Annotated in this window: 20 protein-coding genes and 2 pseudogenes; 6 read left to right on the top strand and 16 right to left on the bottom strand. The window is 59.1% G+C overall.

The features are described from left to right. Nucleotides 1–142 precede the first annotated feature (142 nt). The 3 genes from AAFX04_03370 to AAFX04_03360 form a co-directional block, all read right to left on the bottom strand. Nucleotides 143–643: a hypothetical protein gene (locus AAFX04_03370; GenBank protein ID MEO1044461.1), complete on the bottom strand. Its 501-nt coding sequence runs from the start codon at nt 641–643 to the stop codon at nt 143–145. Nucleotides 644–1,010: 367 nt separating this feature from the next. Next, complete coding sequence (locus AAFX04_03365) at nt 1,011–2,690, bottom strand: hypothetical protein (GenBank protein MEO1044460.1); 1,680 nt, start codon at nt 2,688–2,690, stop codon at nt 1,011–1,013. A gap of 19 nt (nt 2,691–2,709) precedes the next feature. Beyond that, nucleotides 2,710–4,911, bottom strand: coding sequence for a prolyl oligopeptidase family serine peptidase (locus AAFX04_03360; GenBank protein MEO1044459.1), 2,202 nt, complete (start codon nt 4,909–4,911; stop codon nt 2,710–2,712). Nucleotides 4,912–5,040: 129 nt separating this feature from the next. On the opposite strand from AAFX04_03360, the gene AAFX04_03355 reads away from it, so the two are divergent. Beyond that, on the top strand, nt 5,041–6,513 hold the full coding sequence (locus AAFX04_03355) for an MFS transporter (GenBank protein ID MEO1044458.1): 1,473 nt from the start codon (nt 5,041–5,043) through the stop codon (nt 6,511–6,513). Between the two features lie 40 nt (nt 6,514–6,553). Here the strand turns inward: AAFX04_03355 and rplQ are convergent, their stop codons facing one another. The 4 genes from rplQ to rpsM all read right to left on the bottom strand — a co-directional run bounded on the left by rplQ (nt 6,554) and on the right by rpsM (nt 9,137). Beyond that, nucleotides 6,554–6,976, bottom strand: coding sequence for a 50S ribosomal protein L17 (gene rplQ, locus AAFX04_03350; protein MEO1044457.1), 423 nt, complete (start codon nt 6,974–6,976; stop codon nt 6,554–6,556). Between the two features lie 116 nt (nt 6,977–7,092). Next, nucleotides 7,093–8,148, bottom strand: a complete 1,056-nt coding sequence (locus tag AAFX04_03345; GenBank protein MEO1044456.1) for a DNA-directed RNA polymerase subunit alpha — start codon at nt 8,146–8,148, stop codon at nt 7,093–7,095. A 118-nt stretch (nt 8,149–8,266) separates the two neighbouring features. Beyond that, complete coding sequence (gene rpsK, locus AAFX04_03340) at nt 8,267–8,656, bottom strand: 30S ribosomal protein S11 (protein MEO1044455.1); 390 nt, start codon at nt 8,654–8,656, stop codon at nt 8,267–8,269. A gap of 112 nt (nt 8,657–8,768) precedes the next feature. Further along, a complete protein-coding gene (gene rpsM, locus AAFX04_03335; GenBank protein MEO1044454.1) occupies nt 8,769–9,137 on the bottom strand; it encodes a 30S ribosomal protein S13 in 369 nt (122 codons plus the stop codon). Nucleotides 9,138–9,490: 353 nt separating this feature from the next. Between rpsM and AAFX04_03330 the strand changes: the two genes are divergently transcribed. Beyond that, complete coding sequence (locus tag AAFX04_03330) at nt 9,491–10,924, top strand: H-type lectin domain-containing protein (protein ID MEO1044453.1); 1,434 nt, start codon at nt 9,491–9,493, stop codon at nt 10,922–10,924. Between the two features lie 4 nt (nt 10,925–10,928). Here the strand turns inward: AAFX04_03330 and sppA are convergent, their stop codons facing one another. From sppA to AAFX04_03285, 9 genes and pseudogenes are all read right to left on the bottom strand, one after another. Next, complete coding sequence (gene sppA, locus AAFX04_03325; protein MEO1044452.1) at nt 10,929–12,821, bottom strand: signal peptide peptidase SppA; 1,893 nt, start codon at nt 12,819–12,821, stop codon at nt 10,929–10,931. A 162-nt stretch (nt 12,822–12,983) separates the two neighbouring features. Continuing rightward, a complete protein-coding gene (locus AAFX04_03320; GenBank protein MEO1044451.1) occupies nt 12,984–13,688 on the bottom strand; it encodes a DUF1109 domain-containing protein in 705 nt (234 codons plus the stop codon). 180 nt (nt 13,689–13,868) lie between these two features. After that, nucleotides 13,869–14,396 (bottom strand): sigma-70 family RNA polymerase sigma factor, encoded by a 528-nt coding sequence (locus AAFX04_03315; protein ID MEO1044450.1) that lies wholly within the window; start codon nt 14,394–14,396, stop codon nt 13,869–13,871. Nucleotides 14,397–14,645: 249 nt separating this feature from the next. Beyond that, nucleotides 14,646–15,074, bottom strand: coding sequence for a DoxX family protein (locus tag AAFX04_03310; protein ID MEO1044449.1), 429 nt, complete (start codon nt 15,072–15,074; stop codon nt 14,646–14,648). Between the two features lie 63 nt (nt 15,075–15,137). Continuing rightward, a complete protein-coding gene (locus AAFX04_03305) occupies nt 15,138–15,890 on the bottom strand; it encodes a putative DNA-binding domain-containing protein (protein ID MEO1044448.1) in 753 nt (250 codons plus the stop codon). Nucleotides 15,891–15,892: 2 nt separating this feature from the next. Further along, entirely contained in the window at nt 15,893–16,789 is an 897-nt protein-coding gene (locus AAFX04_03300) for a DUF692 domain-containing protein (GenBank protein MEO1044447.1), read from the bottom strand. Between the two features lie 54 nt (nt 16,790–16,843). After that, nucleotides 16,844–17,143 carry a DUF2282 domain-containing protein gene (locus AAFX04_03295; GenBank protein MEO1044446.1) on the bottom strand — a complete coding sequence of 100 codons (300 nt, stop codon included), beginning with the start codon at nt 17,141–17,143 and terminating at the stop codon, nt 16,844–16,846. A gap of 115 nt (nt 17,144–17,258) precedes the next feature. Continuing rightward, nucleotides 17,259–17,462 (bottom strand): annotated as a pseudogene (locus AAFX04_03290) (DUF2282 domain-containing protein). Between the two features lie 273 nt (nt 17,463–17,735). Next, a pseudogene (locus tag AAFX04_03285) lies at nt 17,736–17,861 on the bottom strand (DUF2282 domain-containing protein). A 305-nt stretch (nt 17,862–18,166) separates the two neighbouring features. Between AAFX04_03285 and groES the strand changes: the two are divergent. The 4 genes from groES (at nt 18,167) to AAFX04_03265 (ending at nt 22,459) form a co-directional block, all read left to right on the top strand. Then, entirely contained in the window at nt 18,167–18,454 is a 288-nt protein-coding gene (groES, locus tag AAFX04_03280; GenBank protein MEO1044445.1) for a co-chaperone GroES, read from the top strand. Between the two features lie 51 nt (nt 18,455–18,505). Then, complete coding sequence (groL, locus tag AAFX04_03275; protein ID MEO1044444.1) at nt 18,506–20,149, top strand: chaperonin GroEL; 1,644 nt, start codon at nt 18,506–18,508, stop codon at nt 20,147–20,149. Nucleotides 20,150–20,331: 182 nt separating this feature from the next. Continuing rightward, nucleotides 20,332–21,093 carry an aspartyl/asparaginyl beta-hydroxylase domain-containing protein gene (locus tag AAFX04_03270; GenBank protein MEO1044443.1) on the top strand — a complete coding sequence of 254 codons (762 nt, stop codon included), beginning with the start codon at nt 20,332–20,334 and terminating at the stop codon, nt 21,091–21,093. 85 nt (nt 21,094–21,178) lie between these two features. Beyond that, complete coding sequence (locus AAFX04_03265; protein ID MEO1044442.1) at nt 21,179–22,459, top strand: S41 family peptidase; 1,281 nt, start codon at nt 21,179–21,181, stop codon at nt 22,457–22,459. Nucleotides 22,460–22,462 lie beyond the last annotated feature (3 nt).

The raw sequence follows: 22,462 nt of genomic DNA, 5'->3' as shown, positions 1-22,462 counted from the left end.
TCTTCCCTGTTGTCATGCCGGGGCCGGAACCGGCCCGCATTGAACACGCCCCATGGGGCAGCTTATAGCCGAACGGGGCTGGCTCTTACATGAACCAGCCCCTGCCCCCGGCCCCGTGATCTGCACGCCGCTATTGGCCATATCAGCGACCATTCCCCAAGCGCCGCAGACGGACATTGCTGACCCGGTTGCCATCGATGCGGCAGGTAAAGCGGCCGCGATCAAGGTTGCGGAAGCCGCGGAAATTGTCCTGCACGACGATGCGGCCACGGATGCGATAGCCGAAGCGGGTGCGGTCGACATCGCGGATCTGGGTCACATTGGCCGGACCGAAGATACGACCGGCGCGACGCTCTGCGGCGCGGACACAGCGGTTGATTGCGCGCCGCGGACCGATAAAGCCGCGGTTGAAACCGCGATGGCCACGGCGGAAATCACCGCGGAAGCCGGCACGTTCAAATTCATAGCCGCGGTTACGGTCGCCATCAAAGGCACCCGCCAGCGCGGCGATACCGCCAATCACCACGGCACCGGCAATAACCTCTTCCGCACCGATGCCGTCATCGGCAAAAGCGGGGGTTGCGGAAACGGCCATCGCAGCAGCAGCGGCAGTTCCAGTGAGGGCCTTGATCATCTTTTTCATCGTCAATGTCCTTTCCTTCGCCGCTCGAGAACCATTTCCGAGCTTGCAATCAGGGTTTAGTTCATATTCGATGAGGTTTTCCTGAACATCAATGTTGCCGATTGTTCAGGTTTATGGACTTTTAGATGAACACTCCCCCAGCCTAAAGTGACAAAGGTGACACCCTGTCACCTTCAGGCATTCCGACAGGCTGCTGTAATTACAGTCGTTTTCAGCCGAATTGGGAAGTTGGCACCATGAAGCGCCCGAAAACCCTCCATGCCGGTCAGGGCATCAGCAGATTTTTCCTCAAAACCGCATGGTGCCTCTTATCACCGCTGTAGGACAGGTTGCGGGATGAAGTTCGCCGCGCGCCCCAGCAACCGCGTCAGTCGCGATAGGCGCTGGTGGCGACATAGCGGTCGCTGAAATGGGCCAGCACATCATCGACCATGACCAGACGCCATAAAGACGCGCTATATTGCGGGTCGGGATTGGCGCTGTCGATCAGCGCTATGCGCATCTGCGATTCGAAACCGGCGCTATAGGTACCGGCGGAGAAATATCCCGTCTGGGTTATCTCGCGCGGGAAGCTGCGCTGCGCCAGCACCAGAAAGGCATCCTTGCCCTTTTCCTTCGCCAGCCTGGCCGCGCCATAGACCACCATCTCCTCGGCTACGACGCGCAGCGACTGATCACTGCCATAACGCACCGTCCAATGGTCCTCATCCTTGTGATAGCTTTTGCTGAAACCGCTGGCATCACCGAAGATAAGCTCCGATCCGGCATTTTCGAACAGCGGCCGCATCGGCGCGGTTTCCGCCTGGGGCAACAACCTGACCAGCGTTTCAACATTGACCGCCGATGCCTTGCGGATGCGCTCCTTGATCAGTTCCGGGATCGCCGCCAGCGCCTCTTCCGCCTCGGGATTGTCCTTGTCCGAAGTCGTGGCCGGCAGCAACAGCAGGTCAATCGCCGCCATGCGCGGCAGATTCTCCGTATCGTTCACCATTTCGCCAACCGCTTCCATCGGCATCGTCGCCGCCTGGTCACGCAGCACCGTGGCATCGCGCCAGCCCTGCACCGTGCGCTGTGCCCGCTCGACAAAGGGCAGTTGCCGCTTATAGGCCTTCATCGCCTTGCGGCTGGGCTTTTTGCGCCGCCCCTTTGGCTTTGGCTCGGTGGCCAGCTCGGCAAGCCAGTCCTCAAGCTCGGTGAACACCGCTCTTGCTTCCTCGACCTTGCCATCGGCATGCAGCGCATAGGCCGATGCACCGCCAAAATCGCTTTTCCTGATGATGGTCTGCAGCTCACGCAGGGCGGCATTGGTCATCCGCCAATTGCCGCGCATCGACGGCTCGACGAAGAAGAACTGGTCGCGATATTCCGCTGCACCGGTGACCTGATTGCCGACAAAATGCAGCCAGAACACCACCGGCAGGATATCGGGATCAAGGATCGCCTGTTCTCTCAGACTGGCCGCATAATTGTCAAAATCGTCCACATCCTGCAGGCCCATGAGCATGAACGCCGCCTGCACTGTCGGTGAGTAACGACGCACATCCCTGAGCTCGGCAAGCGTCGCCATCGCCTCTTCGGTCTTGAACTGCTCGAGCAGAATATAACTGCGCAGCATCGCGTTGGTCAGGGCCACCGATTCATCAAATGCCTCCTGCTCGGCACCGCTCAGGGCGCTGCGGACTGCATCCGACTGGGCAAAACTAGCCAGCGCCTCGTCATATTTGCCGCGCGCGGCCAGATGGATCGCCTTGCCCTGGTAAAGACTGGCCCGGCGCAGATGAAAATGCGGCTGCAGCAGCGGGTCCGCCAGCGCCTTGTCGCAGGCGTCGATGCCGGCACCGGCCTGGAATGACCCGCGCTTGGCATCCTTGGTCGTGGTACCGATACCCAACCAGCCGGATGTTACCGACAGGCCGTCATCCTTTTTGCGTGGCGCCTGAAAGCCGTCACATTCGAAAAAATGCCGTGCTGGCGGGTCTTTCTTGGCCAGCGCAGGTTGTGCCCCCGCCAGCATGGCAAGGCCCAGCCCCCAATAGAGATATTTCATCAACGCCCCCTTTGCGTCGTTACTGGTCCCCGGTATTTACCTCCAGCCCGGTATGGTGCGCCAGAAACGCATAAATGTCGGAAAATTCCTCGATGATCTTCTCGGTCGGTTTGCCCGAGCCATGGCCTGCCCGGGTTTCGATGCGGATGATCTTCGGTGCCGTACCGGTATCCGCCGCCTGCAACGCCGCAGTATATTTGAAGCTATGCCCCGGCACCACACGGTCATCGGTATCGGCGGTCGAGACGATTACCGCCGGATAGTCGGTGCCGTCCTGAATGTTGTGATAGGGCGAATAGGACAGCAGGTTTTTGAAATCGGCCTCGCGGTCGGGATAGCCATAATCATCGACCCAATAGCGCCCGGCGGTGAAGCGGTCGAAGCGCAGCATATCCATCACCCCGACAGCCGCATGGCCGGCGGCGAACAGGTCGGGCCGCTGGTTGACCACCGCACCGATCAGTAGGCCGCCATTGGACCGGCCCTCGACCGCGAGCTGGTCCTTGCCGGTAATACCCTCCCTGATAAGATATTCACCCGCAGCGATGAAGTCATCGAACACATTCTGCTTGTTGAGCAGGCGTCCGGCATCATGCCATATCTTGCCATATTCACCGCCGCCACGCAGATTGGCCATGGCGAACACGCCACCCGACTCCATCCACGCCATGCGAGTCGGCGAGAAACCCGGCGTCAGCGAGATGTTGAAGCCGCCATAGCCATAAAGCAGCGTCGGCGCGCCTTTGCTAAGGTCGATATCGCCGCGATGAACGATGAACATCGGTATCTTGGTGCCGTCCTTTGACGGGTAGAAGACCTGACGGGTGACATATTCCGCCGGATCGAAGGCCAGATCCGGCGCGGTGAACAAGGTGCTCGCGCCGGTATCGGTATCGAGCCGGTAAATCGCACCGGGCTGGGTAAAGCTGGAAAAGCGGTAAAAGGTCTCGGGATTGCCGGGCTTGCCGCGAAAACCGGCGGCAGTGCCGATGCTGGCCAGATCGATCTTGCCGACCTCGCGTCCATCGAGCGAGTAAAGTTCGGCCAGCGATTTGGCATCTTCGAGATAGCTCACAATCATCCTGTCACCGACAATCGAGGCCGCCGACAGCGTTGCTTCGCTCTCAGGGACTATCTCTGCCGGCGGCTTGCCGGTATCGGCCATGTCAAAGCGCACGACACGCAGCCGCGGCGCGCCGCTATCGGTGATGAAGTAGAGCTTCCCGTCGACGGAATCGATCAGCTGCCAGTCATGCTCGAAGCCGCTGATCAGCCTGGTCGGTGTCCAGTCATTCTTGCCGATGGGAATGACCGTGATCTCATATTTCTCGTCGGTGCCCACCGAAGAGGTGATCACCACCCATTGATTGTCCGAAGTGGTCGCGGCGCCATGTCCGGTCTTGGGTGTATCGGGGGTGGAATAGACCAGACGGTCTTCCGCCTGTGGCGTGCCGACCTTGTGATAATAAACCGCCTGATTGAGATTGAGCGACTGGAACTCGGCGCCTTCCTTCGGCTCGGGGAAGCGCGAATAGAGAAACGCATCATTGCCGATCCAGGCCATGCCGGAAAATTTGACCCATTTAATGGTGTCTTCAAGCGTTTCACCCGTGGCGACGTCGAGCACTTTCACCGTGCGCCAGTCCGAACCACCATCCTGAATGGCATAGACCAGCTTCGATCCATCCTCGGACGGCCACCAGCCGGCCAGCGCCGTGGCCCCATCATCGGACCAGCTATTGGGATCGATCAGCGCCCGCGCCTTGCCCTCCAGACCGTCACGGACATAAAGCACCGACTGGTTCTGCAGGCCGTCATTGCGGCTGTAAAAATATTTGCCATCGCGTGCGACCGGCAGACCGAAGCGCTCATAATCGTAAAAGGCGGTCATCTTCCTGGCCAGCGCCTCGCGTCCGGGCAGCACGTCGAGATAGGCATTGGTCACCGCATTTTGCTGTTCCACCCATTGGGCAACGGCGGAATCCTCGCGAACGTCATTTTCCAGCCAGCGATAAGGGTCGGCGACATCGACACCGAATTGCGGCTCCACGACATCCACTGTCCGAGTCTCGGGATAGTCGAGCTGGCCTGAGAGGATATCGATCGCCGGGGCTGTGGCGGTATCGTCATTGATGCTGTCATCATCGGCGCGCGCTTGAGACGGCGTGGCGATCATGGCAGCGCTCCCCAAAATCATGGCAAAAAAGCGTGTCGAACGCATATCGGACTCTCCTGTTTATGTTTGGGCAAAGATTAGGGCTGGGCCATGCCAAGCGCAAGGCCATGCTGATACCGACAGGGCCGGACCAAGGCTCTATCTTGATCATTTTACGACTGGTAGATGTGCGTCATGGCACAGCCCTTCATCCCACCCTGTCAGGAGAGCCGCATCAGGGCTGAAGACTGCCCTCGCGCCGCCAGGCGTGAGCCGGGACGGCGAGTGCGTGCGATCACCCTCACCGCCTGTATCCTCGCCTCTTCCATGGCGTTTATCGACGGCTCGGCGCTGACCGTGGCGCTGCCGCAGCTCCGGACCGAATTTGGCGGTAATATCACCGCCGTTCAATGGGTGCTCAACGGCTATATATTGGCGCTGGCCGCGTTCACAATGATCGGCGGCGCGCTCGCCGACAGCTATGGCCGCGCCCGGATGCTGATATGGGGTTGCGCCGCCTTTGGGCTGGCATCTTTGGCCTGTGCGCTGTCGTCCGGTGCCGCCATGCTGGTCACGGCGCGCATCTTCCAGGGCCTCGCCGCCGCGATTGTCACCCCGTCCAGCCTGGCGCTGATCGGCGAAGTCTTTGCCAGGCAGGACCGCGCGCGTGCTATCGGCATATGGGCCGGGGCATCAGCGCTGACCACGGCAGCGGGGCCGGTACTCGGCGGCTGGCTGACCGAGACGTTCAGCTGGCGCGGCGTGTTCTGGATCAACCTGCCCATTGCCGTCGCCGCGGTATCACTGCTGCTCGCAACGCGGCGCCCGGCGCTGACCAATGCCAGAGCGTTCGATGTTGCCGGGGCAGTATTGCTGGCGCTGGCGCTGACCGGCCTGGCCTATGGCCTGTCGGCACTTGGGCCGGGCGAAGGCGGGTCCGGTGAGCCGCCGGAGATTAGGCTGGCGCCGTCGGCTCTTTCGGGCTTGCTGCTTGGAGTGTTGCTATTTGTGGCATTCCTGTTCTGGGAGCGCCGCGCAACGCAACCGATGGTCCCGCCCGGGCTATTCGCTTCGCGCTGCTTTTCCGGGCTCAATCTGGCAACACTGTTGATCTATATCGGCCTTTCCATCACCTTCTTCTTGCTGCCCTTTCATCTGATCGAAAACTATAACCTCACCGCAACCCAGGCAGGCATGGTGTTCCTGCCCTTTACCCTACTGGTTGGCGTGACCTCGGGCTATTTTGGCGGGCTGGCCGACAGGATCGGCACCAAAGCTTTACTGATCGCTGGACCGCTACTGGCGGCGGCAGGATTTGCACTGTTTGTCGTCAATGCCGGACTAGATCTGGTCTATGCCGCCTTGCTGCCCATGGGCGTGGCCGGGCTGGGCTTTGCCGCGATTGTTGCGCCGCTGACCTCAGCGGTGATGAACAGCGTCGATGGGAGTGATGAAGGACTGGCCTCGGGCATCAACAACACCGCCAGCCGAATCGCCCAGATGGTCGGGATAGCGCTGGCGGCGCTGTTCGTCACGGCAGGTAGCGGCTTTGTCACCGGCATGGCCATTGCCGCAACGCTGTGCGCCGCCGGAGCGTTGGTCATCCTGCTCACACTGCCGGGGCAGAGGCAGCCCGACGCCGGACAAGCAAAAGGGGCGGAAGGATAGCCCTCCGCCCCTGATGCAATTTTCGATATTTCAAAGCCGCTTACGCCTCGGCATATTCATCTATGGCGTTCTGGTCCGGACCGCTGTTTTGACCCTTGGCGTCTTCGTCGCGATCCACCAGTTCGATCACTGCCATGGCAGCGCTGTCCGAAGCGCGGAAACCGGCTTTCAGCACCCGGGTATAGCCGCCCTGACGATCAGCATAGCGCTCGGCCAAAACGTCGAAAAGCTTTTTGAGCTGTTCATCGTCTTTGAGCCGGGCATCGGCGAGACGGCGGTTCGACAGGCCACCCTTTTTGGCCAGGGTGATCAGCTTCTCGGTATAGGGACGCAGTTCACGCGCCTTGGCCAGCGTCGTGGTGATCTGCTCATGCTTGATCAGCGCCGCCGCCATATTGCGCAGCAATGCCACGCGATGCGAAGAGGTGCGCTGCAATTTGCGTTTGCCGATTTTGTGCTTCATCTGTCTTTTCCTTCGTTCGTTATGGGCCCGTATCAGGTAGCCCGTAGCTGGCGATCCTATTCAGGCGATCGCCTTTTCCCAAAACCTTCTCTCCCCCTCGAGGGAGAGAATTTATCTTAACCCAGCAGCTCCTGTTCGAGCTTCTTGGCCATTTCTTCAATGTTTTCAGGCGGCCAGCCTGGGATATCCATGCCGAGGCGCAGACCCATGCTGGACAGGACTTCCTTGATCTCGTTCAGCGACTTGCGGCCGAAATTCGGCGTGCGCAGCATTTCGGCTTCGGTCTTCTGCACCAGATCGCCAATATAGATGATATTGTCGTTCTTCAGGCAGTTGGCCGAACGCACCGACAGCTCCAGCTCGTCGACCTTCTTCAGCAGATAGCGGTTGAGCTGGTTTGCGTCGCTTTCTTCCTGGCTCTGCGCGCCCTGATTGGCAGGGGTTGATGCTGCCAGCGAATCTTCGAAATGGACGAACAGCTGCAACTGGTCCTGCAGGATGCGTGCAGCATAGGCAATCGCGTCCTCAGGGCTCACCGTACCATCGGTCTCGATGGTCAGCGCCAGCTTGTCATAATCCAGTTCCTGGCCAACACGGGTGTTTTCCACCTTGTAGCTGACCTGACGGATCGGCGAGTAGAGCGAGTCGACGGGGATCAGACCAATCGGTGCATCGGCCGGACGGTTGGCGACAGCCGGAACATAGCCCTTGCCGATATCGGCGGTCAGTTCGGCGTTAAGCGACGCACCTTCATCAAGGTGGCAGATCACCAGATCCTTGTTGAGCACTTCAATGTCGCCGGAAACAGCAATATCACCAGCCGTGACGGTCGCCGGTCCGGTAGCGGAAAGCTGCAGCCGCTTGGGACCACCATCGCCTTCCATTTTCAGCGCGATCTGCTTCACATTGAGCACGATATCGGTGACGTCCTCGCGCACACCGGCGAGCGAGGAGAATTCATGCAGCACATTCTCGATCTTGATCGAGGTGATCGCCGCACCCTGCAGCGACGACAGCAGCACCCGGCGCAAGGCATTGCCCAGCGTCAGGCCGAAGCCACGTTCCAGCGGTTCGGCTACAAAAGTCGCCTTGCGGTTGGGATCGCCGCCAGCTTTCATTTCGAGGCTGTTCGGCTTTTTCAATTCCTGCCAGTTCTTGATGTTGACAGTCATGGACTTCCCCTAAATTTGGGCGGGAGCGGATAGCTGAATATCGGCACGTTCAGCGCGCTCCGGCCAGAGACAAGCAGGAATGGCACGTCTGCCATCCCGTTGGGACAAAGGCTGGAGGTTAGACCCGGCGGCGCTTTGACGGACGGACACCATTATGCGGGATCGGCGTAACATCGCGGATCGAGGTAATGGTGAAGCCCTCAGCCTGCAATGCGCGCAGGGCAGATTCACGTCCGGAGCCGGGTCCCTTAACCTCGACTTCCAGCGTGCGGACACCATGTTCGGCCGCCTTGCGGCCGGCATCAGCCGCGGCGACCTGTGCGGCATAGGGCGTCGACTTGCGCGAGCCCTTGAAGCCCATCATGCCTGCCGAGGACCAGCTGATCGCATTGCCCTGGGCATCGGTGATGGTGACCATGGTGTTGTTGAAGCTGGCGTTGACATGGGCCACACCAGAAGAAATGTTTTTGCGCTCGCGCTTGCGAATACGTTGCGGTTCACGTGCCATAATTACTATCCTTCATAGTCGAAGGGGGTTTTGCCATTTCCGTTTTGCCGTGAGGAAAGCTGCCTCCGGCGGAGAAGAAATAGACAAACAGTCCCCCGGACTGTCTGTTTTCCTACTTCTTCTTGCCAGCGATCGGCTTGGCCTTGCCCTTGCGGGTGCGGGCATTGGTGTGCGTGCGCTGGCCGCGAACCGGCAGGCCCTTGCGGTGGCGCAGGCCACGATAGCAGGCAAGGTCCATCAGACGCTTGATGTTCATCGCGGTTTCGCGGCGCAGATCGCCTTCAACCGTATGATCGGCGTCGATGGTTTCACGAATCTGCAGAACTTCCGCATCGGTCAGATCCTGAACCCGGCGCGTATGGTCGATACCCAGCTTGTCGGCAATTTCGACAGCCTTGGTACGGCCAATTCCGTGAATGTAGGTGAGCGCGATGATTACGCGCTTATTGGTGGGGATATTGACCCCGGCAATACGTGCCACTTAACTCGTCTCCTGCTCCACAGGCGAGGCACCATTGCCACGGCCCATCTCATAGCGTTCCATAAAAATGCAAAATACCAGCGGCGCGCAGACGCACGGGCTGGTTGATTCGCACTGTCATGTAGGGCGCGCATAGGCCGCGTACAAGGGTCTGTCAACTGCAGGCAGAATGATATCTTGTCGACGCTACAGTGTCTGGTTCAAAACGGACCTTTTCCCTTGCGAATGTGAAGGACTGTATGGTCGCACTGCCTCCCGCGGGGAATTTGTTACAGGAGATCGCCCAGAAGTTACAGGTTTCAGGCGCTTATGGTAAATATTGGTTAACCCGGAACACATATTTTTGCCCGGCTATGCGTATTATGGGCACGATATTGGCAGTGTTCGCGGCAGTCATGTTGCTGCGGCCGGACCCGGCCTATGCGGGGCGGTTGGAGGCCGGAACCTATACCGCAGGCAATACCCTGAGCGGGCCGCGCGCGCCAACCCGTATCAATTTTCAGCAAAATTTTGACACGGTTCCTGTCGTCATTGCCCTGGCTGACTCCCAGGGCAATAATTCCGCTTCCATTCGCATCACCAATATCACCACAACCGGTTTCGACTCACTCATTCTGGAACCCGATAACTGGGATGGTCGGCACATTTCGCAGATTGTGCACTATGTTGCGATTGAGCCAGGACGCCATATCCTGCCGGGTGGCACGGTTATAGAAGCCGGTCGCACCGACACCAGTGCCGTTCAGTTCGGGCCTGGAGTCAGCGGCAGCGCGAGCTTTACCAATGTCAGCTTCTCCCAACCGCTAAGCGGTATCACGACAGTGATTGCCCAGATACAGACAGCAAATAGCGAAACCCGTAACGTGCCCTCGCAAAGCTCGCGTCCGCATATTACCGCGCTCACCGTCAACCAGAACAGCAATGGCTTCCAACTCGCGCTGGAACGCAGCCAGTCATCAATTGGCACCGTCCTTGTCGAAACGGTCGGCTGGATTGCCTTCCCCGCTGGCGCGAGCGACAATTTTGAGGATATCGCCGGAAATACTATCAGCTGGGGTGCGGATAACAGCGGCAATGTGGTGCGCGGCTGGGATGATGGCTGCTTTTCGGTCGTCCTGCCGATCACATCGGCAAGCCGTGTCGTCGTGGCCAAGAAGCGCAGTCGCAACAATGGCGATGGTGGCTGGTTTCGCTATTGCAGCCTGACATCGTCGACAATCTCCCTTCGTGTCGACGAGGACCGCGCAATTGATAATGAACGCCGCGTAGCCGCTGCGGATGCAGAATCAGCCGCGATCATCGCCTTCTCCCAACCCTTTCACGCCAACCTTCGCGGTGAAATACAGGTGACCAAGACGAGCGTCACTATCGCTAATGCCGTGAATGAAGGCTTTGCCATTCCCGGCTCGACTGTGGAGTATCTGATAACCGTGGAAAATATCGGCAACGCCCCGGTCGATCAGGGCTCGCTGATCATCTCTGATCTGCTGTCGCAACACACCGCCCTGTTGGTGGGCGATATCGCCGGTACCGGTTCCGGACCGATTGAAGCGAGCGGGAGTGCCCTTGCGCTGGGGCTTGGCTATACATTTCTGGGGCTTGGTTCGGGCGGAGACAATATCGATTTTTCCGACATATCGGGATTTGGCTACACCCCCTCGGACGGCGGGGATGGCAGTGACAGCAATGTCCGGGCCTTCGTCATTGTGCCATCAGGCCATTTTGAAGGCGACAGGGGCAGCGGCGCGCCGCAGCTAAGCCTGCGCTATCGCGTGCTTATCGAATAAGCGGTCATTGCGGTCGCGCGACGAGCACCTGCCGCATCGCCGCCAGCCATTCGCTGCCATGTTGCGCTGAACCTGCAGGCGATGCGGCAAGCCCGGCGCATTCCAAACACTCTGCCTGAACATCCTGCACCGATACCAGTCGCTCCAGATCGAGTGCCAACCGACCGAACTGCATATATTGGCGCTGCGACAGTTGACCAACGACGCCCAGCGCCTCGCCTTGTGCAGCATTGTCATTGCGGAACAGGCCAGACACAAACTGTGCGAAAGGATCGGGCACAGGATCCAGATAGACCGGATGGTAATCACCATCAATACCGGCAAGTTTAGCAGCTTCAGCGAGAGCATCATCCATGCCGCCAAAGCGGTCTATCAGGCCAATTTGTCGTGCCGTACCGCCGTCCCATATACGGCCCTGGCCGATGGCATCGATCTGATCGACGGTCTTGTTGCGCGACTGCGCCACCAGACCGAGAAAACGGTCATAGGTGCTTTCGACACCGGCCTGAATCAGCGTGTTCACGCTGTCGTTGAAGCCGTTGAAGATATCGGGCTGACCGGACAGTGGTGTGGTTTGCACGCCATCGGCATTCACGCCGATATCGGCAAGCGCCCGCTCGAAGCTCGGCAGCACCGCAAACACGCCGATCGACCCGGTAATGGTCGAAGGTTCGGCAAAGATGACATCACCCGGGGTCGCGACCCAATATCCGCCACTGGCAGCGACATTGCCCATGGAGATCACCACCGGCAGGTCGCGCTCCTTGTAAAGGTTGATCGCATTGCGGATGCGCTCCGATGCCAGCACCGAACCACCGGGAGAGTCGACGCGCACCACCAGCGCCTTGAGGTTCTTGTTCTCCAGCCCTTTGTAGAGCTGGTCGGCAATGCGCTCGCCCGCGGCAACGCCCGGCCCTGCCTTGCCATCGACAATCGTTCCGGCAATGGTGACAACGGCAATGGCTTCGCCGCTGGTATCGGGGGCATTGGCCGCAAGCCAGACATCCAGCCTGGTGGCATTATAGCTGCCCGGTGTGTCTTCCTTCTCCACGCCAACGGTCTCGGCGACATGCTCGCCAAAGGCTATGCGGTCACCCAGCGTGTCGACCAGCTTGCTCTCCAACGCCGCCTTGGCAAGATCGCCCTTTTGCGATGTCGCATAGCCGGCGGGGTCCTCGGCCACGGCCTGCACCAGTGCCTGAGATCGTGCGGCTTTCACATCCTCGAGATACTGTTCCCACAAAGCATCATAGACGGCCTGCAACGCTTCCTTGGCTTCGGGCGACTGGTCCGAACGCGCATAGGGCTCGACCGCGCTCTTATAGGTGCCGACCTTGTAGATATGCGCGGTAATTTTCAGCTTGTTGATCAGGTCGGCATAGTAAAGCCGGCTGCCGCCGGGGCCGGCAAAGGCGACCCCGCCCAGCGGATCGACCCAGATTTCATCGGCATGGGCGGCAAGCTGATAGGCGTCATCGCCATAGGCCGTGGCAAAGGCATAGACCGGCTTGTCCGATGCACGCACCGCATCAAGCGCATCGCCAATCGTGGTCAGGCTGACCTGCCCCGCACCGAGAAAACGGTCGAGATCGAGCACCACGGCCTTGACGCGATCATCATCGACCGCACCCTTGAGCGCCCGGACAATGTCGCGGCGGCGATATTCCTTGATCGGCGGTGTCGCGCTGGTCAGCGCTGCAAAGGGATCAACCTCGGACTGTTCTTCGACAATGATGCCGTCAATATTGAGCAGCAGCGCGCCATCCTTGACCGCTGCAACATTGGGGCGACTGTTCAAAATGCCGAGTAGTGCAGCAAAGAACAGCAGCAACAGGAGCAGCACCAGCGCGTCCTTGATGCCCACCAGTATTTTCCAGGCGCTTTTGAAAAATGCCACGATAATTATTCCTGAATATGCGGGTATTCTACCCTGTCCCTGTTGGCGCAGATGCGCTTCGTCGCAATTTACGTGGTAATCGGGTCGGTGCAAGGCAAGAAAAAAGGGGCGAAAACGCCCCTTCCTTCGACCGATTGCACCGCCCTGGACGCGTGGAAATGCTTACCAGCGCAGAAGCTGCGGCACGATCAGGCGACCGGCAATGGCGCTGATCACCACTGCAGCGGTGTACCAGGTACCAATATAGACAACCGTATTGATCGGGCAGTAAATGCTGTAGGCAGCAGCGCCAAAGCCGCCTGCGGCGAGGCCGACAAGCCAACCGGCGCGTTCGGGCGCGGTAACCGCACCACGACGCAGCCACAGCACAATGCCGCTGCCGACGATCAGTGCTGAAATACCACTATACGTCAGGCATTCGCGGGCAACAGTGCGGGTGTAAAGCATTCGGTCGAGCTGATCGGCCGAGGGAATATCGGAAAAGATATTGACCAGCGCCAGCAGCGGGAACAGCGCCGCTATACCCAGCGCTGCGCGCCATGCCACGGTTTCCGTAGCGCGGCGCGTGGCATCGATTGCAGGACGCGCCATAGACATTGCAGCATAGCCGCTGACCCCGCCAACAAGCAGCAGTGCAGCCAGACGCATCAGGTAAATCGTCTCGATCCGACCCGAGGTCAGTCCATTGCGCAGGCCAAGGAAGAAGGAAATGCCGACGCCGACGAACAGGGTCAGCGTCAAAGCCACTGCCATGCCGTCGCGAATGCGCAGCGGATTGACCGGCGTCAGGTCATCGACCAGCTCGCTCAGGCTGAAGCCGGTATCGACCGCAATGGCACCTTTCTGTGTTGTTTCTCGATCAGACATTACGCGTATTTACTCTATCAGTTGCCACAGTTTCAATCCCGCATTGTCATCGCACATATTCCGCTGACGCGGCGCGCAGAAACACGGACTCACACTCAATTCGCATCCCCTGCATCGATGGTTACACCCATGCTATATTTTTTATCACTGTCATGCAGGCCATGCTCATGACAGCCTGCCTTATTCCGAACTTTCGACCAGCGCGTTCATCTTCTTGATGCCACGATGGATATTGACCTTGACCAGCGATTCCGACTGGCCGCTCTTTTCTGCCGCCTCGATGATCGACAATCCCTGGATTTTGACCATGCGGATCACCACCGCCTGTTTTTCCGGGATCATGTCGAGCAGACGTTCAAGGCTGACCCTGGCCGAGACCGTTTCTTCCTGCGGGTCAGCAACCAGCTCTTCCTCCAGCCCCGTCTCATCGGCGCGATAGACTTTGCGCAGCTGGTCGATCCAGCGATAGCGTGCAATCGCGGCGAGCCAGGGCAGGAAAGCGCGCGACGGATCATAGCTGGCGCGTTTGCGGTGCAGCGAGATCAGCGTTTCCTGGACGATATCCTCGAGCTGCGACGGCGCGATCTTGCGTGCATAATAGCGCCGCAGCCAGATCTGGCACTCCTCCAGCAACCGGGCATAGGCGCGCTTGTCTCCCTGTTGTGACAACGTCATCAGGTGCCGCAATTCTTCTTCGCGCGATGCCACTTGGTTCAGAGCCTTTGCTATTTCGGGAAAAACTGCCTGCTTTGGAGGCTAAAGGTCAAGGGCTAATAGATTTCACGGGCCGCGCAAGACACATTTATGTTGTTACGATAGCGCAACATTTTTGCCTTCTCAAGGCAGTCACAAAGCCATGCACACCGCTGAATCAGCCCGACACAGCAAGGGGCAGACTGCAATCAGCAGCGCCTGCCCCTTACCGTCCTGTCGCGTTTCAGCGAAGCCGGAAAGGCGTTACTTCCAGACCAGCTTGTCCGCCGAAAGCAGACCACCACCATGGGCAATCAATATGCCCGCCAGCGCGAACCAGTACAGGTGCACGGTCCAGAAAGCGTCGGGGAAGACCATCTGGATCACCAGGGTCATGACGAACAGTCCGGCAGCAGCAAAGCGTGTGCCCAGGCCGAGGATCAGCAGGATCGGGAAAAGATGTTCGGCATACATCGCTATCGGCGCTGCGATTTCCGGGTAGGGCATGCCAAATTCATTTTCGAATATCAGCACCTGCACATCGTTCAGCGTCAGCAATGTTCCCTCTTCCACCTTGGTTCTGGCCGAAAACCAGAAGGGTGCGGCAAGGGCAATACGGGCACCAAGCAGGGCCAGGGCTTTGACAAACTGGTTATCAACCAGTGCAATCAGCTTGTTGATCAGGTCTTTCATGTCGGTTCTGCCTTTATCTCTATTCGTGTGTATCGAACCACATCGTGCAGAGCATATTCCCACCTAGCCCGATATGCTGCGCTTCAGGGCACCGGCCCCGACCAGAGCAAAAATCTGCTCCAACGCGCTGTTCTCGCTGAACTGTTCGCAAGCCGTTTCGAGAAAGTTACGCATCCTTATCGATTTTTTTGCAATGGCAAAAGCCGCTTGTGCAATAGCGTCCTGCGGGTGCAACAGAACCTCGGCATCGGGACGCACCAGCAGCATCGCTTCAGCCGGATTTTCACTGTCGAAGCCGGGGCCAAGCTCGGGCGCTATCGGTGCAGACAGTCTGACATGCTGCACCGTCGGATGAAAGTGCAGCGGCAGGTCAAGCAGGCTTTGTTCATCAAGTGCGGCAATATCCTGCATTGTCAGATATTCGGCCTCGGCGGCATGATAGCTTTGCAGCCAGGCCCATTCGATGCGCGCCAGATCAGCGCTCGCGGCGTCGCTGCCATGATCGCCGATATAATCGCCAAAGCCTTCTCCGATATGGTTGAGCGGACGCGCCACCACATCATCGCGCTCGACAAAGGCGCGACTGACCTGGTTGAACGCATCATCGCCCAATCGTTCGCGGGTTTTCGGATAAGTGTCTTCCAACGCTACTAGCCGTGCATGGGAAATGGTGTTGGCATGGGCCTTGAGTCCGAGCAGTGCCCGCGCATCGCTGCCGGCAAAGACGCCATCGGGAAAAGCCCCCGGCCCCTTGCGCAATACGGTCATGAAATCACGCTGATCGGCGCTGTAACTGAGATCCGATGTGTCAGCCATGGTCAGGCGGCGTTGTTTTCCAGCGCCGGAGCGGCATGCTGCGCCATGATCGCCGCTGCTGCTTCAGCTTCGGCCATCAGCACTGCATATTCAGGAATATCGGTATCCCATTCAATCAGCGTCGGCTTGGGGCCAGCACGTTCGATGAAGCGGGCATAGAGCGACCAGCAAAGGTCATTGACCGGACTGCCATGGTCATCGATCAGCAGCGGGCCGTCATCATGCTGTTCTCGAGCATGGCCGGCCAGATGGATTTCGCCGACCAGCGCCGGATCGATGCGGTCGATATAGTTCTGCGGCTCCGGCATGGTGGTCACACCATCCAGAACGGCCATATTGGTGGCGCTGACTTCGACATTGTTGATGTCGAACAACAGGCCGCAGCCAGTCATGGTGCAGAGGCTGTGAATGAAATCGATCTCGTCCATCTCGTCACCAGCAAAGGCGAGATAGCGCGACGGGTTCTCGACCAGCATCTGCCGGCCGAGACGGGCCTGCACCCGGTCAATCTGGCGCGCCAGATGATCAAGCGCAAATTGGGTATAGGGTATGGGGAGAAGATCGGGATAGCGGTCATCCGCCTGCCCGCTCCAGCTGATATGGTCGGAAACGCTGGCGACGTCATAGCGTTCACACAACCGCGCCATGCCTTCCAGATCATCCTCGCTCAGGCCATCGGCCGAGCCGAGCGACAGTCCGACACTGTGCAGACTGAGAGGGAGATGGGCATTGATCGCGGTCAACCAGCGATGCGGTGGCCCACCGGCACCAAAATAATTTTGCGGATGAACCTCAACCCAGCCCGGAGCCGTTCCATCTTCCATGGCGGCCAGCACGTCGCGATAATGCTGCGACTTGAGACCAATACCCACCGATGCCGGCAGGCTGGGGATTTGCATGGAAGATGCTGCTCCTGTCGAGCTGACCTGGTTCATCCGCAAAGAATAGCCTAATTAGCCGCGACGCGGAACCGGCTTCTTATTGCCTTTACGAGCGGTCAGCGAACCACCCATTTTGACGCAGCTGCCCTTGTTGACATATTTCCAGGCATTGCCTTGATAGTCGACGGTCGAGGTGCCGGCGCATGAGGTACCCGGACCTGCAGCGCAGTCATTCTTGCCGGCGAGCGATACGCCATAGCATTTTTCCTTGGCGCCGGCAGCAGCGGCCGGAGCGGACGCCATCGAAGCAGCGGCGGCAATTGCAGCAGCGGCAGTGGCAATGCTGCCGATCTTGGTCATTGTCTTGGACATGGTCTTTCCTTTCACAGTAAGAAACGGGGAGTGAAATCAGCATCGACGCCGCGCGTCATTGCCTACTCTCTCCACCGTTCGTCCGCGAAAGGAGCAATGTTACAAAAGTCTGAAATTAATCCCGCCAGTCGGGGACTGGTGGGAGGTTGCTATCATCGGGCTCCAGCGCCCCGCCCTGCTGTGCACATTCGCCCAGCCCGACATATTTCCAGCTATTGCTCTGATAATCGATTACCGCCGTGCCGGCACAGCTTGTTCCCGGTCCAGCTGCACAGTCATTCCGGCCCGCCAGAGCAATTCCGAAGCATTTTTCATAGGCGACAGGCTCTGCTTCATATCCCTCGACGACATAGTCATCATCCTCAAGCGCCCCGCGCCACGGTGCGTCATATGACATTTCCCCGCTCGCTTCCGCTGCGGCGGCAGCTTCAACCGCCGCAGCCGCAGCCTCGGCTGCCGCTTCCGCTGCCTCGACAGCACTTCTGGCATAGTCATGGTCAGGATCCGGCAACGCCCCGTCCGCATAATCCCTCCGGCGCGGTACACGCTGCCGGTCGCGCGGATCGATATGCCCATATTGCCTTGCGCACTCCTCAGCCGTCACATAGCGCCAGCGATCAGGCTGGTAATCACGCGAGGCCGTGCCGGCACAGACTGTCCCTGGCCCGGCGGCGCAGTCATTTTCTGCCCTGCGGGCGATGCCATAACACCGAACCATGACATCCGGATCGAAATAGGGGCTGGGCCGGTCGCCATCACACACGCCGCGCACAGGACCAGTCAGGCAATCCCCCTGCTGCGCTGAGGCCGCTGCGAGCAATGTTGCCGCCACTGCCTGAATATAGGCCATTTCCCGCCTCTCCTGCTACCTGTTTTAGAACAGTACCGAGCTGCAGATTTTTTGGCAATTACGGTGTTGACGCAGCCTGAGTCTGCACCATATAGGGCGCCGCTAGCACTCTTATTAAGCGAGTGCTAACACAAGCATTTCGCAACACACTTAAATTCAGAAAGGGTAAGTTCATGAACTTTCGTCCTTTGCATGACCGGGTTCTGGTGCGCCGCATCGAAGCCGAAGAAAAAACCGCTGGCGGGATCATCATCCCCGACAGCGCCAAGGAAAAGCCGTCTGAAGGCGAAGTCGTCGCCGTTGGCGAAGGCCTGAAGGATGACGATGGCGATCGCATCGCGCTCGACGTCAAGGCTGGCGACAAGATCCTGTTCGGCAAATGGTCCGGCACCGAGATCAAGATCGACGGCGAAGACCTGATCATCATGAAGGAAAGCGACATCATGGGCATTCTTGCCTGATCTGACGCTTTTCCCTCCCCACACAATCAACGCTAGAGAAGGAACAATCTCATGGCAGCAAAAGACGTTAAATTCGGCCGCACGGCGCGCGAAGGCATCCTCAAAGGTGTCGATACCCTCGCCGATGCCGTAAAGGTCACCCTCGGCCCCAAGGGCCGCAATGTTGTGCTCGACAAGAGCTTTGGCGCACCGCGCATCACCAAGGATGGTGTTTCGGTTGCCAAGGAAATCGAACTGAAGGACAAGTTCGAGAATATGGGCGCCCAGATGGTCAAGGAAGTCGCTTCCAAGACCAATGATGTTGCCGGCGACGGCACCACCACTGCCACCGTATTGGCGCAGGCCATTGTCCGCGAAGGCATGAAATCGGTTGCCGCTGGCATGAACCCGATGGACCTGAAGCGCGGCATTGATCTGGCTGTCACCAAGGTTGTCGAAAACCTCAAGGGCCGTTCCAAGGACGTTGCCGGTTCTTCCGAAATCGCACAGGTCGGCGTTATCTCTGCCAATGGTGACAAGGAAGTTGGCGAGAAGATCGCTGAAGCCATGGAAAAAGTCGGCAAGGAAGGCGTCATCACCGTTGAGGAAGCCAAGGGCCTCGAATTTGAGCTCGATGTTGTTGAAGGCATGCAGTTCGACCGCGGTTACCTGTCGCCTTATTTCATCACCAACCCGGACAAGATGGTATCCGAACTGGATAACCCCTACATCCTGATCCACGAGAAGAAGCTCAGCAACCTGCAGGCGATGCTGCCGATCCTCGAAGCGGTTGTGCAGTCTGGTCGTCCGCTGCTGATCATCGCCGAGGATATTGAAGGCGAAGCCCTAGCTACGCTGGTGGTCAACAAGCTGCGCGGCGGTCTGAAGATCGCTGCCGTCAAGGCTCCTGGCTTTGGCGATCGTCGCAAGGCGATGCTCGAAGACATCGCGATCCTGACCCAGGGTGAAATGATCTCCGAAGACCTGGGCATCAAGCTGGAAAACGTCACTCTCGGCATGCTGGGTGAAGCCAAGACCGTCACCATCGACAAGGACAACACCACCATCGTCGACGGTGCAGGCAATGCGGACGACATCAAAGCCCGCGTCGAAGCCATCCGCACCCAGATCGAGAACACCACCAGCGATTATGACCGTGAGAAGCTGCAAGAGCGTCTGGCCAAGCTGGCCGGCGGCGTTGCTGTGATCAAGGTTGGCGGTGCTACCGAAGTCGAAGTGAAAGAGAAGAAAGACCGCGTTGACGATGCGCTGCACGCAACCCGTGCTGCGGTTGAAGAAGGCATCGTCCCTGGCGGCGGTACCGCGCTTCTCTATGCCACCGCAGCGCTGGACGGCGTTGACGGCGACAATGACGACCAGACCCGCGGCGTCGACATTGTTCGCCGTGCGCTGCAGTCTCCTGTACGTCAAATCGCCGAGAATGCAGGTCATGACGGCGCAGTCGTCGCTGGTAAGCTGATCGACGGCGGCAATGAGAGCCAGGGCTTCAACGCCCAGACTGACGTTTATGAAGATCTGGTGGCTGCCGGCGTGATCGACCCGACCAAGGTTGTCCGCGCCGCACTGCAGGACGCAGCCTCGGTTGCCGGTCTGCTGATCACCACCGAAGCGGCTGTCGCAGAAATCCCCGAAGACAAGCCGGCTGCTCCAGCCATGCCTGACATGGGCGGTATGGGCGGCGGCATGGGCTTCTAAGCCAACCGCTTTCCAACCGGAAAAACAAAGAGGCCGGGGCAGCAATGCTCCGGCCTTCTTCGTGTCCTGGGCAGTCGATGCGGCCATTGGCCTGAATGTTCATCTCATAGCAAGGGTCTTTAAATTACCCGTAAAATCAATTAAAATATCTATGGTCGCGCAGAATTGGCAGGGATGCGAATATGGCGGCAACGGCTTCAAACACAGCAGGGGATTCCGGTTCGGGCGAGCGCTATGTCCGCCCGAAACAGTCGGCCATTGTCCGGCTGGGCAAGCGGTTGCGTGCGCCGATGAACCGCTTTCTGGCTCGCCAGTCGCTGACCTCGACCGAGCCGGTGATACCCGCCGGGACACTTCCCGGACTGGAGAATCTACAACGCAACTGGCCCATCATTCAGGCCGAGGCGCTGGCGCTGCTGCGCGAGCGCGGCAACATCCCCGCCTTTGGCAAGATATCCCCCGATCATCGCCGGATCGCCAATGGTCCGCAATGGAAGAGTTTTTTCTTCGAAGGCTATGGCTTTCGCTCGCCGGGCAATTGCGCCCAATGCCCTGAAACCGCGGCGTTGCTGCGCCAGGTGCCGGGTCTGGTCGTCGCCTTTTTCTCGATCATGGAGGGCGATACCCATGTGCCGCGGCATAAGGGACTGACCAAGGCATGGCTCAATTGCCACTTGCCGCTGGTGGTGCCGCGCGCCGAAGGACGCTGCGAAATGCGCGTCGATGACAGCATCACCGTGCGCTGGAGCGAGGGCGAATGGCTGGTGTTCGACGAAACCTATCCGCATGAGGTGTGGAACGAGACTGGCGAGCCGCGCGTGGTGCTGATGTTGCAGGTGCGGCGACCCATGCGCTGGCCCGGGCGAGCACTGGCAAGGCTGCTCTACGAAACAGTGCGACGGACGAGCTTTGTCCAGGATATCCGCCGCGCCATCGGGGCATAGCCGGTATCTGACACCACTTGCTTGCCTCATAATCTTTTGCGTGTTACCGTTATAATACGGTAGATCATGTAGAAGGGCTTAACCCGTGTTCATTCCCTTTACCCGCCTGATAGCCGCTGCTTTGCTGGGGTTGCTATGCGCGGCGATACCATTTGCAGCCCGGGCACAAATATCCGCGCCTGCAGCCGAACTGACCGCTGAACAGGTCGCCGCCGATCTTGACGAATGGCTGCAATGGACACGCGCGACTCATCCGGACCTCGATTATTCGGCGTCTGCGCAACAGGTCGATGCCGGGGCAGCAGCGATCAAGGCCGATCTGCCCGAACGCATGAGCCGCCGCGAGGCCTGGCTCCAGCTCGCCAGGCTCAACCGGTTATTCAATGATGCCCATATAGGCCTGATGGCCCCCGATGCGCCCGATACCGATGGTGAAACAACGCCATTGGGTATCACCCTTTCGGACAAAGGCGTCTCCGTGGTCAACGGCGCGGGACTGGTTCCCGATGGCACCACCCTAACCCGGCTCGGCCCGATGACTACCGATGCGGTCATGACCCGGTTGCTGCCGCTTATCCGGGGCGAGAGCGACAGCCTGCGCCTGCGCATATTGGAACTGCGGTTCAACGCCTATCTCGACTTGCTGCTGCCAGGAGAAGAGCTACGCACCCTGACCTATCGTGATGCCAGCGACGTGGAAACCAAGATCGCGCTGACTGAAGCGGTTCGCTTTGTTCCGGCCCGTTCGGCAGACTACGCTCTGCGCTGGCAGGGCAACACCGCCATTCTCGACATACCCAGCTTCGCCCGCGACCGGGAAGAGGCGTTTGCCCGCTTTCTGCCATCGGCCTTTGCCGAGATAGCGACGCGCAATGCCGCCAGCCTGGTCATCGACCTGCGCAAAAATGGCGGCGGCGCGCATGACCTGTCGGACAGGCTGATGGCTTATCTCACCGACAAGCCTTTTGCCTCGACCTCGGCCGTGACCGCGCGCATAACAGCCGCCAATCAGGCACTGATACCGGGCAGCACCATTGGCGATGTGGTCTCGGTGCCCTTCAGTGAGACGGTGACCCCGCCCGAAACTCTGGCGGATCGTTTTACCGGTGATGTGTCGATCCTTATTGGCCCGCAAACCTATTCGCAGGCGATCGTATTCGCGGCATCGGCACAGGACAATGCGGTGGCCCGGCTTGTCGGGGCACCAACACAATCCCCGGCCAACCAAACCGGACAGGTACAGACACACAAGCTTGGCCATAGCGGCTTCACCGTGCGCGCGCCAATCTACATCATATACCGCCTATCGGGTGATCGCAGTCGCAAGCCGCTCATGCCTGACCGGGAAAATACCGAAATTCGCTGATCA

The sequence above is a fragment of the Pseudomonadota bacterium genome (assembly GCA_039818985.1).
Classification (GTDB): Bacteria; Pseudomonadota; Alphaproteobacteria; order Sphingomonadales; family Sphingomonadaceae; genus Alterisphingorhabdus.
The sequence above is the reverse complement of the archived record's forward strand: the minus strand, read 5'-3'. Positions and strand labels throughout refer to the sequence as shown.

Bases quoted from the DNA above. Each gene is read 5' to 3' on its own strand.
- AAFX04_03370 (MEO1044461.1), bottom strand. From the start codon at position 643: ATGAAAAAGATGATCAAGGCCCTCACTGGAACTGCCGCTGCTGCTGCG.
- AAFX04_03365 (MEO1044460.1), bottom strand. From the start codon at position 2,690: ATGAAATATCTCTATTGGGGGCTGGGCCTTGCCATGCTGGCGGGGGCA.
- AAFX04_03360 (MEO1044459.1), bottom strand. From the start codon at position 4,911: ATGCGTTCGACACGCTTTTTTGCCATGATTTTGGGGAGCGCTGCCATG.
- AAFX04_03355 (MEO1044458.1), top strand. From the start codon at position 5,041: ATGGCACAGCCCTTCATCCCACCCTGTCAGGAGAGCCGCATCAGGGCT.
- rplQ (MEO1044457.1), bottom strand. From the start codon at position 6,976: ATGAAGCACAAAATCGGCAAACGCAAATTGCAGCGCACCTCTTCGCAT.
- AAFX04_03345 (MEO1044456.1), bottom strand. From the start codon at position 8,148: ATGACTGTCAACATCAAGAACTGGCAGGAATTGAAAAAGCCGAACAGC.
- rpsK (MEO1044455.1), bottom strand. From the start codon at position 8,656: ATGGCACGTGAACCGCAACGTATTCGCAAGCGCGAGCGCAAAAACATT.
- AAFX04_03330 (MEO1044453.1), top strand. From the start codon at position 9,491: ATGCGTATTATGGGCACGATATTGGCAGTGTTCGCGGCAGTCATGTTG.
- AAFX04_03320 (MEO1044451.1), bottom strand. From the start codon at position 13,688: ATGTCTGATCGAGAAACAACACAGAAAGGTGCCATTGCGGTCGATACC.
- AAFX04_03310 (MEO1044449.1), bottom strand. From the start codon at position 15,074: ATGAAAGACCTGATCAACAAGCTGATTGCACTGGTTGATAACCAGTTT.
- AAFX04_03305 (MEO1044448.1), bottom strand. From the start codon at position 15,890: ATGGCTGACACATCGGATCTCAGTTACAGCGCCGATCAGCGTGATTTC.
- AAFX04_03300 (MEO1044447.1), bottom strand. From the start codon at position 16,789: ATGCAAATCCCCAGCCTGCCGGCATCGGTGGGTATTGGTCTCAAGTCG.
- AAFX04_03295 (MEO1044446.1), bottom strand. From the start codon at position 17,143: ATGTCCAAGACAATGACCAAGATCGGCAGCATTGCCACTGCCGCTGCT.
- groES (MEO1044445.1), top strand. From the start codon at position 18,167: ATGAACTTTCGTCCTTTGCATGACCGGGTTCTGGTGCGCCGCATCGAA.
- groL (MEO1044444.1), top strand. From the start codon at position 18,506: ATGGCAGCAAAAGACGTTAAATTCGGCCGCACGGCGCGCGAAGGCATC.
- AAFX04_03270 (MEO1044443.1), top strand. From the start codon at position 20,332: ATGGCGGCAACGGCTTCAAACACAGCAGGGGATTCCGGTTCGGGCGAG.